Raw genomic sequence first — 15,787 nt, 5'->3', positions numbered from 1 at the left:
GTCCCCTTATTTGTGTTCGTAACAGATGACGCCGCATTGCAGGCAACGGGCCGCTTCATCGCGGGCGGTTTGCTCGGAGAAGCCGATTTCCGGTTCCTGCCCGTCGGCCATTTCTCCGACGCCATGCACCGGCATGATGTTTCGTGGGCGGGGACTGACATGATCCAGTGATGTTACGCTCTGGATGACGGAGTGCCGGGTAATGACGTTCTCCGGCAGGGACAGGGGATTGCCGTACATGAGCATGTGCATGGAGGCCGCCCCTCTCCGGCCGGCGTCAATGGCCTTTATGGCCGCGTCCATGTCGGAAACGGGATCATTCGTTGACAACAGTCCGGTTTCGTCGGCGAAGAGCGGTTTTTTATATGTCGGCATGGCGACCCAGGGAATCGGTTCCGTGACCGGGGCCTCCGGATCGCGAATCGTTTTTTCCGGGGTTTCATTTTCGGCGCGCTGCCTGACGAAGACCAGCTCCGGAAATCTTCCGGCCGCGAAAAAGACGGTGTCGGCAGAAATCATGCGGGCGGTGCGGTCAGGAGCAACCGTGTATTCCACCTGACTGATTTTGCGGCCCAGGCCGAAAACGCGGTCCAGGGACGCGCCAAAAATAATTTGAACATCCCGGGCTTCCAGCTTTGTCGTCTCCAGGTCGATTTCTTCGGCGTTGTTCTCCCTCAGCATCAGAATAACATGTCCGGCGCCGGCTTTGCGGCAGAGCGCCACGGCGGCTTCCGCCAGTTTAGCTCCGCCGACGATAATGACCTGTTGGCCGCAGGGGATCTTTTCTCCTTTTAAAAGATCGATCAGCAGGTGCAAACCATTGACCGGCCGGTGAGCGGACGCCGGGTTGTCCGCCGCCAGCCGGCTGTCCCATCCGCCGGTGGCCAGAAACACGGATTCATAGTAATCGGCCAGGAGAGAATCGATGGTGAAATCTCTGCCGGCAATCTGGCCGGTCTTCAACTTTATGCCCATGTCCCGCAGCCCGGCGATGTCGTAATCAAGGATTTCCAGGGGCAGGCGCTGGCGGGCAATGGCCTTTCTCAACAGGCCGCCGAGTGCGGCCGACGCTTCCAGTACCAGCGGAGAATGCCCCAGCCGGGCCATGAAGAAAGCGGTCGACAGTCCTTCGATGCCGCCGCCGATGATCGCGACGCTGCGGTTGGTAGCCGGGGCCATGAAGGGAAGGACTCTTCCGTTGGCCTTTTCGTAATCAGCCACAAAGCGTTTCAACCCGTTGATGGCCACGGGTTCGTCGATCAGGTGACGCCGGCATTCGGTTTCGCAGAAACGGGGGCAGATCCTGCCGATGACCGTGGGAAAGGGGTTCCTTTCCTTGATGACGGCCACCGCCCGATTGTAATCGCCGAGGGTAATCCGCCGGATATATTCACGGATATCGATACCTGCGGGGCAGGCCCGCTGACAGGGGGTGGTACAGTCGTCAACCGTGTATTCCCGGAGGATACGGCGGGTAACCGAAGAGAGTTTGATGATATGCTTGGGGCAGACCCGTTCGCAGGTGCCGCATCCCGTACACTTTTGACGGTCGACTTCGGGCAGCCCCCGGTCATTCATTCTCATGGCGTTAAAGGGACAGGCCCTGACGCAGGTTCCCAGGCCGAGGCAGCCGATGTCGCAGACTTTCATCCCGCCCGACAGGAAAGCGGCCGCCCGGCAGTCCGGAATCCCCTGATAGACATATTTCAGATCCGCTTCGGCAACACTGTATGCGCATCCGGGTTCGGCGATATCCGGCTCCCTGGCCTCAACCGTCTGCCCCAGAAGTCCGGCGATAATTGCCGCGACGTCCGGCCCTCCGGCCACGCATGAACCGGGGGAGGCTTTGCCGGCAACGATGGCTTCGGCATTGGCCCCGCATCCGGGCAATCCGCAGCCGCCGCAATTGGCTCCGGGAAGGGCATTGGCTACGGCTTCGATTTTAGGGTCAACATAGACATAAAAAACTCTGGAGGCAATGGCCAGGCAGATACCGATGATCAGTCCGAGGCCTCCCATTATAAGAAGCGCATTTGTCATGGGGTGACTTGTTTATCCGATTCGATTGATAATCATTTCGGCCACCGGACCGATTTCCGGTATGGCCGTTTGCAGGGGCTTGCCTTCCAGGCTGCTTGCAAAAAGCGTGTCGATGTTTGGGATGGCGGCTATCGTTTTATTCTGATTGATGTGCGCTTCCATAACAGGCCGGCTGCGGTTATCCGTTTTATTTAATATGAAAAATATGTCCGTATTCGAGGCGGCGGCCATCTGTTCGATTTTCCCGGCCAGCAGGAAGGATTCGTAGGCCGGGTCCACCACGGCGAGAATCATATCGCAGGCGGCGTCCACATCCCGGCCGAAATGTTCCACCCCGGCCTCGGTATCTATCAGGACGATGTCCTTCTCATCCAGGTCCAGCTTCGACAATACCATTTTTGACAGCAGTCCGATGGGGCAGGCGCATCCTTCCCCGGCCACGTGGATTTTTCCCACTGCGATCAGGCGAATATTGTCCGCGGTCGCCACGCATTCGGCGGGCAGGGAGTCGACGGATATTTTATCGCCGAACAACCGGCCTTCCGGAGGCGGAAATTTCTGGTTGATTTTCTGCTTGAAAGCCTTTTTCCCGCCCAGGTGATCCAGCAGGATGACCGGAGAGGCAACACCCAGAAGACGATGCAATCCCATGTTGGACTCATCGGCGTCCACCACCAGGACGTTATAACCCCGGTTGGCCAGGTACCGGGCCAGCAGCGCGGTAATGGAACTTTTACCGCTGCCCCCTTTTCCACAGATAGCTACTTTCATTGTCCGTCCGCTCCAACGACTGACAATCTCGTAAAGTCGTTTGGTTCGTTCACCGATTATTCTGGACTTTGAAACCTTTATCCCCAAAATGATCGGAAGCCGTTCACAAAAGATTTTATGAGATCATTATTAATAAGGCATTACGATCGTCAATTAAACCAGGGCGGTAATCATTGTCAAGGGGATTTGCCCGGATGTTTATCCTTGGTATCTTACCACTGACTATGGTATTCTGAAGTTATTTTTAAGATGGTTTTAAGGCAAAATAAATAAATAATCCGAATGGTTGATGAGAAATCTCCCACCGTGATATTGCTTGCATTTCAACTCCCGCGGTTGCGACTGACGAAGGCCGTGGTGATAGCGATTGCCTGCTGGTGCGTCGCCCTGACCGTCCAGGCGGAAAACGGGGCTGGTCCGGCCCGGGATGATGCCTCCGCCCAGATTCAGGAGGCTGACCGGTATTTTGAAAAAATCCACGAGGATATGTCCGGACTGGACAAGGCGGCCCGGCTTTATGAACAGGTTCTTGAAAGGGAGCCGGGCCACCGGGAAGCCCGCTGGAAGCTGGCGGAAGTGCTGTTCATCTCCACCATGGAGGCGAAAGACACGAGTGCCCTGAAAAAGCTGTACGAGCAGAGCCTGGACCATGCCGGCCAGGCTCTGGCCTCGGATCCGTCGTGTGTTCCGGCCCTTTTCTATTGTGGATGCGCCCGGGTCCGCCTGGCCGAAATGGCCGGCAACATCAGCGCTATATCCTTATTGAACAGAGGGGAAAAGGAACTGGCTGCGGCCATGGAAAAGGCCCCGGCGGATCGTTTCGGTATCCTGGCCGCGGTGGTGCTTTCCCAGGTCAAGACCGATGCCCCCTGGCCCATGAGGGACTTGAATAAGGCGGAGCGGCTCGCCAGGCAGGCCGTTGCCTGGGATCCCAACCTGACCATGGCCGGCGCGCAACTGGCGGCCGTTTACTGGAACCAGGAGAATTATGCTGCGGCCCTGGCCGAAGCCCGGCGCTGTTTAGATATTGTCAGACCGACCTATATGTCGGACGCCGTGCTATGGGACTGGCCGGACGCGCGGGAGATTCTAAGGAAGGCGGGAGAAAAAACAGGGAAACAGAAAAATGGCCAATGCCCCTGAATCCGAGCCGAATGCATTTCAGCGAAGGGCTCACAAGATATCGGATCTCCTGTCCGAAGTGATTGACAGCCTTCGGTTTTATGCCGGCACCGGCTACAGCGGAGGAGACTGTGGCCCGGACAATCTGGAACGAATTCGACGATGGTCCGATGCGGATTGCCTCCGTCTTGACCAGGACGTCGTTTCTGCCGGGGCGGATGCCCCGGCCTGCGCCGGATGCTCCCTGCGGGAATACCGGAGCAGCATGATCGCCGGAGCAGGTCCGGGCCGGGCAAAATTAATGTTCGTCGCCGGGTATCCCTCATTTGCTACCGATAAGGAGCGATCCCCTTATGCCGGGGAACCCGGATACCTCCTGACCCGGATTATTGCCGCCATGAAACTGACCCCGGATGATGTGTTTTTCAGCCATGTGGTCAAGTGCCGCCCGCCGGGGGGGGGACAGCCGGCGGCCGGGGATATGCAGCGGTGTCTTCCCTCTCTGGAACGGGAGATCCGAACCGTTGCCCCCCGGGTGATCTGCGTCCTGGGCGAGTATGCCGCCCGGGCCCTGCTGGGCGGAAACGAGCCTGTGGAGAAGCGGCGCGGCCGTTTTTATGAAAGAGAAGGCATGGCGCTCATGATTACCTGGCATCCGGAAGATATTCTGGACGATCCATCCAGAAAACGGCCGGTGTGGGAAGATATCCAGAAGGTGATGGCCCGATTGGACATTCCTTCCGCCGGCCAGCCATGATGGCCGCAGGGGAAAATTTTCTTCTTCGGGCAGAAGTCTTTTCCCGGTTCCGTGCGGCAGGATGCCTTTTCGAATGGATGATCTCGCTTCCCGGCTTATCTTCATTGACATAACCTGTTTTTTTTGCTGAAATCGTCAAGTTATTTTGATATAGATATATTTTTTTATTAACAAACTGATCCGTTGAACAAAAAGTTCCGGACGATAAGGCTGTGAGGAGGTTTAAAAAGATGGGCGAAGAAAAGAAGAAAAAAGAAAAACCGCTGGAAAAGATGACGGCCACTGAATTGCGTGATGTGGCCAAGGCAATTGAAGGAATTACCGGTGCCCACGGGATGAACAAAGCGGAATTACTGGAAGTCATCCGGAAAGCCAAGGGTATAGAAGTCGTCGGAAAGCAGAAGGATGCATCATATATTCGTGATATTAAAGGAAAAATCAGAGAGCTCAAGAAGAAGCGGGAAGAAGTTGTCAGCGCCGGGGATGCCGCCAAAGTGACCAGGCTGCGTCTTCGTATCAATCGCCTCAAAAAGAAAACCCGCCGGGCCGCCTGATTGTAACCGCATCGGTTGCAAACGGTGAAGGCTGAAAACAATTGCCGTTGAAACAGGACAAAACAGGCCGGTTGCAAGATCAGGCCGAGCAGTTTATCGAATCGCTGGCAACGGAAAAGGGCTATTCTCCGCACACATTAAGGGCCTATGCCGGCGACCTCCAGGAGTTTATCGGGTTTCTGGGGCAGAAGGTAAGCGCATCCCCGGTTGACGGGAAAAACCCTTTGACGGAAACGATTTCCGTTTTTTCCATTCGCGGGTACCTCGCCTGGCTGCATAAAAAAGCAGTCGATAAGCGCTCGGTTTCTCGTAAGTTGTCGACGCTCCGTTCTTTTTTCCGGTATCTGGAGAAAAGGGGCCTGGCCGCGGACAACCCCGCCGAAGGGGTTCTATCGCCTAAAACCGGCGAAAAGATACCCGCTTATCTGTCGGTGGACGATACGTTCCGTCTGCTGGACTCGATACATGGAGACACGGTTCTGGCTTTAAGAAACCGGGCGATATTTGAAACTATTTACTCTGCCGGGATACGGGTGTCCGAGGCGGCGGGTCTGGACGTGTCCAGTCTCGACGCCGAGCAGGGCGTTATCCGGGTCTATGGCAAGGGCGGCAAGGAACGCCTGGTGCCGGTCGGGCACCAGGCAATATTCGCCATTCGTGAATACCGCCGGAAACTGTCCGAAGCAGCGGGTATTCCCATGACGCGAGGTCCGCTTTTTCTAAACAGCCGAAACGGCCGTTTGACTACACGGTCCATGGCCCGGATTCTCAAGCAGATAGCCGTGGCCTGTGGCCTGACGCTGCCCATATCGCCTCACGCGCTGCGGCACTCTTTCGCGACCCATCTGCTGGACGCGGGTGCTGACTTGAGGGTGGTGCAGGAAATGCTCGGGCATAAAAGCCTGTCGACAACCCAGAAATATACGCATCTGACCATCGATAAACTGATGGAGGTATATGACCGTGCCCATCCCAGAAAATAGCGGCAGCCCGGCAATCCGGGGCACCACCATCCTCGCGCTCAGGCACAACGGCAAAACCGTGGTGGCCGGCGACGGACAGGTGACCCTGGACAAGACCATCATCAAGCATACCGCCAGAAAGGTGCGGCGCATTTACAAGGACCGGATTATCGTCGGCGTGGCCGGGGCCACGGCCGACGCGCTGAACCTTTCCGAGCGTCTGGAATCGAAACTGGAACGGTATAACGGCAATCTGACCCGGGCCGCCGTTGACCTGGCCAAGGACTGGCGCACGGATAAATATTTAAGGCGGCTGGAAGCCCTGATGATCACCGTGGACGACGAGCATATGTATCTGGTCTCGGGCAGCGGCGACGTGATCGAGCCCGATAAAGAGGTGATCGGTATCGGGTCGGGAAGCGTCGCGGCCCAGGCCGCGGCCCTGGCGCTGATGGAGCATTCGGCCCTGGACGCGGTGGAAATCGCCCGGGAGGCCATGCGCATCGCGGCCACCTATTGTATTTACACCAACACCCAGGTGACCATCGAAGAACTGAATGGGCGGCGGGAAGGCGAAAAAACGGAAAACGGCCATGAGTGAATTAAAACCCGTTCATATTGTCAAAGAGCTGGATAAATATATCATCGGGCAGGGCCGGGCCAAGCGGTCCGTGGCCATTGCCTTGAGAAACCGCTGGCGCCGGCGTCAGGTGCCCGAGGAACTGCGCGATGAGATTGCGCCTAAGAACATCATCCTGATCGGTCCCACCGGCGTCGGCAAGACGGAAATCGCCAGGCGTCTGGCCAACCTGGCGGATTCGCCTTTTTACAAGGTCGAGGCGTCCAAATTCACGGAAGTGGGCTATGTCGGCCGGGATGTCGAATCCATGATCCGGGACCTGGTGGAATTGACGGTGAACAAGGAAAAGGCGGCTCAGCAGGAAGCGGTAAAGCCCAAGGCCAGGGAGAATGCCGAAGAACGGCTGCTGGATATCCTCCTGCCCATCGCCGGTCGGCAGCGAAATGCCGATGACGACAACAGCGAGGAAACGCCCGCCGGCCTTGCCGTGGCTGAGGAAAGCCCTTCATCCACCCGGGAAAAAATGCGGAACATGCTCCGACAGGGCAGATTGAACGATCGCTTTGTAGACCTGGAGATGCCGGAAAGGAACATGCCCATCGTGGAAATTTTTTCCAGCGCCGGTATGGAGGAGATGGGTATCAATTTCAAGGATATGCTGTCCGGACTGATGCCCAAGAACATGAAGAAGAGGAAGGTCAGGGTGTCCGAGGCCCTGGAGATTCTCGCGGCCGAGGAGAGCCAGGGCCTGGTCGACATGGAGCAGGTGGTCCGTGACGCCATTGCCCGGGTGGAGCAGACCGGCATCATTTTTTTAGACGAGATCGACAAGATCACGGGGTCCGGCCGGGAGCACGGCCCGGATGTCTCCAGGGAAGGCGTGCAGCGGGATCTGCTGCCGGTGGTGGAGGGGTGTACGGTCACGACCAAATACGGTCCGGTCAAAACCGATCACATTCTTTTTATCGCTTCCGGCGCTTTTCAGTCGAGCAAACCCTCGGACCTGATCCCGGAGCTTCAGGGCCGCTTTCCCATCCGGGTGGGCCTGGACGCTCTGGGCAAAAATGAGTTTGTCCGGATTCTGAAGGAGCCGAAGAACGCGCTGCTGCTTCAATACACGGCCCTGCTCCGCACCGAGGGCGTTGAAGTCATCTTCCGGGATGACGCAGTGGAGGAGATCGCCGGTATTGCCGAAGAGGTCAACAATAAAATGGAGAACATCGGCGCCCGGCGGCTGCACACCCTGATGGAGTGCCTGCTGGAGGATATCCTGTTTGACGCGCCGGACATACCCAGTACACGGATCGAAATCGACAGCGCCTATGTGAATGATAAGCTCAAGGACATCAAAGCGGACGAGGATCTGAGCCGGTTCATCCTGTAACCGGCCGGGAAAGAGGGAAATAATGGAACCCAGTGTTGCGGATATATTGATTGAGTCGCTGCCCTATATCCGGCGGTTTTCGGGCATGACCATCGTGGTCAAGTACGGCGGCCATGCCATGGTGGACGAGCAGCTGAAAATCGATTTTGCCCGGGATATGACCCTGCTCAAATTCATCGGCATCAATCCGGTGATCGTACACGGGGGCGGGCCTCAGATCAATTCCGTTTTAAAAAAGATGGGGATCGAGTCCAGTTTTGTCCGGGGTATGCGCTATACCGACGAGGCCACCATGGATGTGGTCGAGATGGTGCTGGGCGGCAAGGTGAACAAGTCCATCGTGGCCCAGATCAACCAGTGCGGCGGCAAGGCCGTGGGGTTGAGCGGCAAGGACGGCGGTCTGATCTCCGCCACCAAGCTGACCATCATCAGCGAACCGGAAGGGGGCTCTCCGCCGGAAATCCTCGACCCGGGGCTGGTCGGTGACGTCACGGCCATTTCGCCGGCGGTGATCGACACCCTGACCCGCCAGGGCTTTATCCCGGTCATCGCGCCCATCGGTACGGGTAAAAACGGAGAAACATTCAATATCAACGCCGATTTGGTGGCCTCCCGGATGGCCGGGGCCCTGTCGGCCGGCCGCCTGATTCTGCTGACGGACGTGGACGGCGTCCTGGATAAGAACAAGAAACTGATTTCATCCATTGACGCGGCCACCATTCGCGACATGATCGCCGATAAATCAGTTACCGGGGGTATGATCCCCAAAATCGAATACGCCCTGGCCGCCATCGAGAGCGGCGTGGAAAAGGTCCAGATCATCAACGGGACCCGGCGTCACGCGGTCCTGCTGGAACTGTTCACCGATCAGGGCATAGGAACGGAAGTGACAAAATGAGCGAAGCAATAAAAGCAAAAGCGGAGTCGGTTCTGGCGCGGACTTACAACCGGATGCCGCTGGTATTCGTAAAAGGCGAGGGTTGCACCCTCTGGGACGCGGACGGAAAATCATATACCGATTTTCTGGCGGGAATCGCCGTCTGCAGCCTGGGCCACGCCCACCCTGATGTGGCCGAAGCGCTGTGCCGGCAGGCCGGGCAGCTGATGCATGTGTCCAACCTGTTCTACACCCTGCCGCAGATCGAGCTGGCCTCCTGGCTGGTGGAGAGAAGTTTCGCCGACCGGGTCTTTTTCTGCAACAGCGGGACCGAGGCCAACGAGGCCGCCATCAAGCTGGCCCGGAAATACTTTTCCGTCAAGGAAGAAAAGCGCCACAACATCATTACCATGAAGCAGTCCTTTCATGGCCGGACCCTGGGGTCATTGGCCGCCACCGGCCAGAAAAAGATCCAGGACGGGTTCGAGCCCCTGCTGCCCGGGTTTGAGTATGTCCCCTTCAACGACCCGGAGGCCCTGGCCGCCCGGATGACGCCGGACACCTGCGCGGTCATGCTGGAGCCGATCCAGGGGGAGGGTGGGGTGATCTGCCCGGATCCCGGATACCTGGAAAAGGTCCGGCGGATGTGTGATGAGCACGGCGCCCTGCTGATTTACGACGAGGTCCAGACCGGCATCGGCCGGACGGGAAAACTTTTCGCCTACGAGCATTCCGGCGTCAGCCCGGACATCATGACCCTGGCCAAGGCCCTGGGCAACGGCCTGCCCATCGGCGCCATGCTGGCGACAGAGAAGGTGGCGTCTGCTTTTTCCCACGGCTCGCATGCTTCGACGTTCGGCGGCACGCCGACCATCTGCGCCGCGTCACTGGCGGTGTTAAAGTGCATCGAGCGGGACGGGCTGCTGGAAAAGTGCCGGACAACGGGAGAGTACTTCAAGGGTCGGCTGCTGTCCCTGAAAGCAAAGCACGCGGTAGTAAAGGATGTGCGGGGCCTGGGTCTGCTGATCGGGATGGAACTTTCCTGCGAAGGCGCGCCGATCGTCAAGGCCTGCCTGGAGAAAGGCTACATCATCAACTGCATTCAGAACAAGGTGCTGCGCTTCGTGCCCCCGCTGATCGTCTCAAAGGAGGAGATCGACGGCCTGATCGCCTGCCTGGATCAGGTGCTGGGGGAAGGGAAATAAGGGTTTAAGGTTTAAGGTGTAGGGCTCAAGGTGCAAAGCAAAGAGGGTGTGGTGATAAAAGATATTTTAACGCTGACCGAATTAACCCGCCAGGGCATGAGCGATCTGTTCGCCCTGGCCGCGGAGTTGAAGGCAAGATACCGGAAGGGTATTGTCGACGGTTTTCTGCGGGGACGGGTGCTGGGGCTGGTGTTCGACAAACACTCCACCCGGACGCGGGTCTCCTTTGAAGCCGCCATGAATCAACTCGGCGGATCGGTGATCTACATGAGCTCCGGGGATATGCAGGTCGCCCGGGACGAGCCGGTCAGGGACACGGCCCGGGTCCTGTCCGGCTACATCGACGCCCTGGCCATCCGGACCTATTCCCAGGAACTCATCGAGGAGTACGCGCAGTACGCCGACATACCGATCATCAACGCCTTGAGTGACAAGCATCATCCCTGCCAGGTATTGAGCGATCTGCTTACCATCATCGAGCATAAAGGCGGCTGGGAAGGGCTGAAGATCGTCTGGGTGGGGGACGGCAACAACGTGGCCAACTCCTGGATCAATGCCTGCGCGGTGCTGGGCTTCAGCCTCGTACTGGCCTGCCCGGAAGGGTATCAGCCTGACGCGGGTGTCCTGGCCGCGGCCCGGAGCGGAGGTTCGGGAACCATTTCCGTGGCCGCCGATCCGGCGGAGGCGGTCCGCGGGGCTGATGTCCTTTACACTGATGTCTGGGCCAGCATGGGCCAGGAAGATGAACGGGCCGAGCGGCTTAAGGCGTTCGCCGGCTTCCAGCTGGATGGTGCCCTGGTCTCCCGGGCCGCGGCCGATGTCGTGGTCATGCACTGCCTGCCCGCCCACCGGGGCGAGGAGATCACCGACGAGGTGCTGGAGGGAGACCGTTCCATTGTCTGGGACCAGGCGGAAAACAAGCTCCACATGCACAAGGCCATCCTGAAATGGCTGATCGAAAACAATATGAAAAGAAGAGGAGAAAAGCGTTGAACGATATCAAGAAAGTGGTCCTGGCCTATTCCGGCGGCCTGGACACGTCCGTTATATTAAAATGGCTGATTGAAACCTACGGCTGTGAGGTGGTCACCTTTTCGGCCGATATCGGTCAGGAGGAAGAGCTGTCGGGCATAAAAGAAAAGGCCGCCAAAACCGGCGCCGTCAAAGCCTATGTGGATGATCTCCGGGAAGAGTTCGTGACCGATTATGTTTTCCCGGCCTTTCGGGCCAACGCCATCTATGAAGGCCAGTACCTTCTGGGTACGTCCCTGGCCCGGCCGCTGATCGCCAAACGGCAGATCGAAATCGCCGAAGCCGAGGGCGCGGATACCGTCAGCCACGGCGCCACCGGCAAGGGCAACGACCAGGTGCGGTTTGAACTGAGTTATTTCGCCCTCAAGCCGGACATTAAAATTATCGCTCCCTGGCGGGAATGGGACCTGGGCTCCCGGACGGCCCTGATGGCCTTTGCCGAAAAACACGGCATTCCGGTGCCGACCACGGCCGCCAAACCCTACAGCACCGACCGCAATCTGCTGCACATCAGTTACGAGGGCGGGGTTCTGGAAGACCCCTGGAACCAGCCGCCGGATGATATGTTTACCCTGACGGTTTCTCCCCGTCAGGCCCCTGACCAGGCCGAGGTCGTTGAAATCGGTTTTGAAAAAGGCAACCCCGTCAGCATAAACGGCCAGGTCCTGTCTCCGGCTGCCCTCCTGTCCGGCCTGAACCGGCTGGGCGGAAAGCACGGCATCGGCCGGGCCGATATCGTCGAAAACCGTTTCGTGGGCATGAAATCCCGCGGCGTGTATGAGACGCCCGGCGGTACCATCCTGCGGGCGGCCCACATGGCCATGGAGTCCATCACCATGGACCGGGAGGTGATGCACCTGCGGGATTCCCTGATTCCCCGGTACGCGGAGATGATTTATTACGGGTTCTGGTTTGCTCCGGAAAGACGATTGCTGCAGCAGTTGATTGATCAGGCCCAGGCCAACGTTTCCGGCACGGTTCGGCTGGAACTTTACAAGGGCAATTGCCGGGTGCTGGGCCGGAAATCGGAGAAATCGTTGTACAGCGTTGATTTTGCCACGTTCGAGAAAGATTCGGTCTACCGGCAGAAGGACGCCGAAGGCTTTATCCGCCTGAACGCGCTGCGACTGCGGCTGGGCAGACTGCTGGGAGAGTAGTGAGGTGGGGTATGGCAGATAAACCATGGAGCGGCAGGTTCTCTGAGAAGACCGACCGGGCGGTGGAACTGTTTACGGCCTCGATCGACACCGATCGTCGCCTGGCCCGATGGGACATCCGGGGGAGTATCGCCCACTGTCGCATGCTGGCCCGGCAGAAGGTCATCACCGATCAGGAAGCGGCCGCCATCATCGAGGGGATGGAAGCCATCGAAAAGGATATGGACGCCGGCCGGTTTATGTTTTCCGATGCCCTGGAAGACGTGCACATGAATATCGAGGCCGCCCTGACGGAGCGGATCGGCCCCGTGGCCGGGAAATTGCACACGGGCCGCAGCCGGAACGATCAGGTGGCCGTTGACGTCCGGCTGTGGCTGCGGGAAGAGACCGGGAACATGATTGAGGGGTTGAAGGCCCTGCGGCGCAAAATCGTGGCCATGGCCCGGGATCACATTGACGTGATCATGCCCGGGTACACTCACCTGCAGAGGGCCCAGCCGGTGCGGCTGGCCCATCACCTGATGGCCTATTACGAGATGTTCTCCCGGGATGGCCAACGTTTCCGCGACTGCCTGCGGCGGATCAACGTCATGCCCCTGGGCAGCGCCGCCCTGGCCGGGACCACTTATCCCCTGGACCGGGTGTACGTGGCCTCACTCCTGGGGTTTGAGGGGGTGTCGGCCAACAGCATGGACGCCGTGTCGGACCGGGATTTTGTCATCGAGTTCCTGGCGGACGCCAGCATCTGCATGATGCATTTTTCGAGGCTGGCCGAGGAGATGATCCTCTGGGCGTCGTCGGAATTCAGGTTCATCTCGTTTTCGGACGCCTTTGCCACGGGCAGCAGCATCATGCCCCAGAAGAAGAACCCCGACATCCCGGAACTGATCCGGGGAAAGACCGGCCGGGTATACGGCGCCCTGGTGGCGCTGCTGACCACCATGAAGTCCCTGCCGCTGGCCTACAACCGGGACATGCAGGAGGACAAGCCGCCGCTGTTTGATGCCGTGGATACCCTGGCCGCCTGCATCGACATCGGCGCCCGGATGCTGGACAATATCACCATCAACCGGGAAATGATGCGCCGGGCCGCCGCCGCCGGATTCCTGAACGCCACCGATATGGCCGACTATCTCGTCGGCAAGGGGCTCCCCTTCCGGGAAGCGCACGCCCTTGCCGGCAAAGCGGTGGCCGCCGCTATTGAGAAGGGGTGCGAGCTGCAGGAATTGGCCCTGGATGAACTGAAACGGTTTTCCGAACATTTTGACCGGGATGTGTATGACGTCCTTGGACTGGAACGGGTGACGGACACGAGAAACACTTACGGCGGCACCGCCAGAAGCGGTGTGCTGGACCGGATCGCGGAGGCGGAAAAAGACCTTGAAGAGGAATAAACCGTTTCTGCTTTCCGGAAATCGGGCCGGCCTGATGCTGTGTACGGGCCTGCTCATGGCTTGCGTTTTTTTCTCCTGCGGACGCAAACTGCTGCCCGTGCCGCCGGATGCATATATCCCGGCGGCGGCAAAAGGGGTAGGCGCCCGTTTTGACGCCGGAGCCGTCAATCTGTCCTGGGTTGTCCCGGACGGGCGCCGTGAGAGGGAGAAGGGATTGTCTGAAATGGTTGTGTTCCGGGCCAGCCATATTGAAGACTGCCCGTCCTGCCCGCTAAACTATGAGCCGGTCGCCACGCTTTCCGCCTGGGAGATGACGGTGAATGATCAGGGCGATCTGCAGGGCTTCTTCCGGGTGACGGTTGACGGGCAGGGCCTTTTTTCTTTTTATGTGGTGACCTATTCGAAAAAAGGCGTGGCCGGACCCAAGTCGGATAAAGTCGAGATTAACTGTCCGGGGGGGAATTGATGATGCGGCATATTGCCTATATTTCCATTGGTTCCAATGTCGGCGACCGGGCGGAAAACTGCAGCAGCGCCATGGCGGCGATTGCCGCCGTGGACGGGATAGAAGTGATCAGCCGGTCCAAGCTGTTCTGGACCGAACCGGTGGATTATCTGGATCAGCCGTGGTTTGTCAACGCCATGGTCAAAATCAGCACCACCCTGGAACCGTTTGAGTTGCTGAGCGTATTAAAGAAGATTGAACGCGAGTCGGGCCGGGCGGAGCAGAAGATCCGGTTCGGACCGCGGGTGCTGGATCTGGATATCCTCTTTTATGAGGACCGGGTGATCAATTCCGACAGACTGGTGTTGCCTCATCCGAGAATGCACCAGCGGGGTTTTGTCCTGCGGCCGTTCTGCGATATTGACCCGACGGTGGAGCATCCCGTTTATAAAAAAAATGTGCAGCAATTGTTTGACATGCTGGATGAACAGGGGCAGGAAGTGCGGGTGTATGAATGATTCTGCGATTTCTGGCGTTTATTGGCATTATGGTTCTGGTGGCCAAGGTGACCCGGATGTGGCTGTCGGCCCTTCAGCCCAAGCCGCCTTTAGGGGGAGGTGACGGAGATTTGTCGAAGATCGATGATGTCATGGTCAAGGACCCCTGTTGCCAGGTGTATTTTCCGAAAAGAGACGGCATCCATTTAAGATTCAAGGGCGAGGACCTGTATTTCTGCTCGGATGCCTGTCGGGACCGGTTTATGGAGGAACATCAGTAAGGGACCGCCGGTATGGCGGCCTCGGCAGCTTTTTAACTTATGCAGTCTGAATTAAATAAAGAAAGGAGTATGGTTCATGAAATTTTTTATTGATACAGCCAACATCGACGAAATCAAGGAAGCCGTTAAAATGGGGATGGCGGACGGTGTGACTACCAACCCGTCTCTGATCGCCAAAGAAAAAGGGGACTTCAAGACGATTATCAAGCAGATCTGCAAAGTCGTCGACGGACCCATCAGCGCCGAGGTCATCAGCCTGGATACGGAAGGAATGATCACGGAAGCACGGGATCTGGCCAAGATCCATGAGAATATCGTCATCAAGATTCCCATGACCGTGGACGGGTTGAAGGCGGTCAAGGCCCTGGCCAAAGAGGGGATCCGCACCAATGTCACGCTGGTTTTTTCTCCGCTTCAGGCCCTGATGGCCGCCAAAGCCGGCGCCGCTTATGTCAGCCCGTTTGTCGGACGCCTGGACGATCTGTCGGCCGACGGTATGGCGCTGGTGGAGCAGATCGTCGATATTTACGATAATTACGGGTTTGACACGGAGATCATCGTGGCCAGTGTCCGCAATCCCCTGCATGTGCTGGAGTCGGCGCTGCTGGGCGCGGACATCGCCACTATTCCGTTCAACGTTCTGGAGAAACTGGCGGCCCACCCCATGACGGATAAAGGGATCAAGGCCTTTATGGCGGACTGGGAAAAATCGAAGAAGAAAAAATAGCC

At 58.0% G+C, this 15,787-nt stretch carries 17 protein-coding genes; 15 read left to right on the top strand and 2 right to left on the bottom strand.

The genetic code is table 11. From position 1 onward, the window contains the following. Positions 1 to 6: 6 nt before the first annotated feature. Both AB1724_16455 and AB1724_16450 read right to left on the bottom strand, forming a co-directional pair. Entirely contained in the window at positions 7 to 2,019 is a 2,013-nt protein-coding gene (locus tag AB1724_16455; protein ID MEW6079399.1) for an FAD-dependent oxidoreductase, read from the bottom strand. 33 nt (positions 2,020 to 2,052) lie between these two features. After that, the gene (locus tag AB1724_16450; protein ID MEW6079398.1) at positions 2,053 to 2,811 is read right to left on the bottom strand and encodes a P-loop NTPase; all 759 of its coding nucleotides are present in this window, start codon (positions 2,809 to 2,811) and stop codon (positions 2,053 to 2,055) included. 306 nt (positions 2,812 to 3,117) lie between these two features. Here AB1724_16450 and AB1724_16445 point away from each other — a divergent pair, with 306 nt between their 5' ends. The 15 genes from AB1724_16445 (at position 3,118) to fsa (ending at position 15,785) form a co-directional block, all read left to right on the top strand. Further along, positions 3,118 to 3,954 (top strand): hypothetical protein, encoded by an 837-nt coding sequence (locus tag AB1724_16445; protein MEW6079397.1) that lies wholly within the window; start codon positions 3,118 to 3,120, stop codon positions 3,952 to 3,954. Further along, entirely contained in the window at positions 3,938 to 4,690 is a 753-nt protein-coding gene (locus AB1724_16440; protein ID MEW6079396.1) for a uracil-DNA glycosylase, read from the top strand. The genes AB1724_16445 and AB1724_16440 overlap by 17 nt, the downstream gene beginning before the upstream one ends. Positions 4,691 to 4,920: 230 nt before the next feature. Beyond that, positions 4,921 to 5,244, top strand: a complete 324-nt coding sequence (locus AB1724_16435; protein ID MEW6079395.1) for a Rho termination factor N-terminal domain-containing protein — start codon at positions 4,921 to 4,923, stop codon at positions 5,242 to 5,244. Positions 5,245 to 5,285: 41 nt separating this feature from the next. Further along, entirely contained in the window at positions 5,286 to 6,227 is a 942-nt protein-coding gene (locus AB1724_16430; GenBank protein ID MEW6079394.1) for a tyrosine recombinase XerC, read from the top strand. Continuing rightward, positions 6,214 to 6,807: an ATP-dependent protease subunit HslV gene (gene hslV, locus AB1724_16425; GenBank protein MEW6079393.1), complete on the top strand. Its 594-nt coding sequence runs from the start codon at positions 6,214 to 6,216 to the stop codon at positions 6,805 to 6,807. The genes AB1724_16430 and hslV overlap by 14 nt, the downstream gene beginning before the upstream one ends. Beyond that, the gene (gene hslU / locus AB1724_16420; protein ID MEW6079392.1) at positions 6,800 to 8,170 is read left to right on the top strand and encodes an ATP-dependent protease ATPase subunit HslU; all 1,371 of its coding nucleotides are present in this window, start codon (positions 6,800 to 6,802) and stop codon (positions 8,168 to 8,170) included. The genes hslV and hslU overlap by 8 nt, the downstream gene beginning before the upstream one ends. Positions 8,171 to 8,192: 22 nt before the next feature. Next, positions 8,193 to 9,068 carry an acetylglutamate kinase gene (gene argB / locus AB1724_16415; protein MEW6079391.1) on the top strand — a complete coding sequence of 292 codons (876 nt, stop codon included), beginning with the start codon at positions 8,193 to 8,195 and terminating at the stop codon, positions 9,066 to 9,068. After that, a complete protein-coding gene (locus AB1724_16410; protein ID MEW6079390.1) occupies positions 9,065 to 10,252 on the top strand; it encodes an acetylornithine transaminase in 1,188 nt (395 codons plus the stop codon). The genes argB and AB1724_16410 overlap by 4 nt, the downstream gene beginning before the upstream one ends. Positions 10,253 to 10,303: 51 nt before the next feature. Then, the gene (gene argF, locus AB1724_16405) at positions 10,304 to 11,245 is read left to right on the top strand and encodes an ornithine carbamoyltransferase (protein ID MEW6079389.1); all 942 of its coding nucleotides are present in this window, start codon (positions 10,304 to 10,306) and stop codon (positions 11,243 to 11,245) included. Then, positions 11,242 to 12,441, top strand: coding sequence for an argininosuccinate synthase (locus AB1724_16400; protein MEW6079388.1), 1,200 nt, complete (start codon positions 11,242 to 11,244; stop codon positions 12,439 to 12,441). The genes argF and AB1724_16400 overlap by 4 nt, the downstream gene beginning before the upstream one ends. An 11-nt stretch (positions 12,442 to 12,452) precedes the next feature. Then, positions 12,453 to 13,835, top strand: coding sequence for an argininosuccinate lyase (argH, locus tag AB1724_16395; GenBank protein MEW6079387.1), 1,383 nt, complete (start codon positions 12,453 to 12,455; stop codon positions 13,833 to 13,835). Then, a complete protein-coding gene (locus AB1724_16390) occupies positions 13,822 to 14,301 on the top strand; it encodes a hypothetical protein (GenBank protein MEW6079386.1) in 480 nt (159 codons plus the stop codon). The genes argH and AB1724_16390 overlap by 14 nt, the downstream gene beginning before the upstream one ends. Continuing rightward, on the top strand, positions 14,301 to 14,798 hold the full coding sequence (folK, locus tag AB1724_16385; GenBank protein MEW6079385.1) for a 2-amino-4-hydroxy-6-hydroxymethyldihydropteridine diphosphokinase: 498 nt from the start codon (positions 14,301 to 14,303) through the stop codon (positions 14,796 to 14,798). The genes AB1724_16390 and folK overlap by 1 nt, the downstream gene beginning before the upstream one ends. Next, positions 14,795 to 15,058 (top strand): hypothetical protein, encoded by a 264-nt coding sequence (locus AB1724_16380; protein ID MEW6079384.1) that lies wholly within the window; start codon positions 14,795 to 14,797, stop codon positions 15,056 to 15,058. The genes folK and AB1724_16380 overlap by 4 nt, the downstream gene beginning before the upstream one ends. Positions 15,059 to 15,134: 76 nt before the next feature. Next, positions 15,135 to 15,785, top strand: coding sequence for a fructose-6-phosphate aldolase (gene fsa, locus AB1724_16375; GenBank protein ID MEW6079383.1), 651 nt, complete (start codon positions 15,135 to 15,137; stop codon positions 15,783 to 15,785). Positions 15,786 to 15,787: the final 2 nt, after the last annotated feature.

The sequence above is a fragment of the Thermodesulfobacteriota bacterium genome, from assembly GCA_040753795.1.
Taxonomy (GTDB): Bacteria; Desulfobacterota; Desulfobacteria; order Desulfobacterales; family Desulfosudaceae; genus JBFMDX01.
The sequence above is the reverse complement of the archived record's forward strand: the minus strand, read 5'-3'. Positions and strand labels throughout refer to the sequence as shown.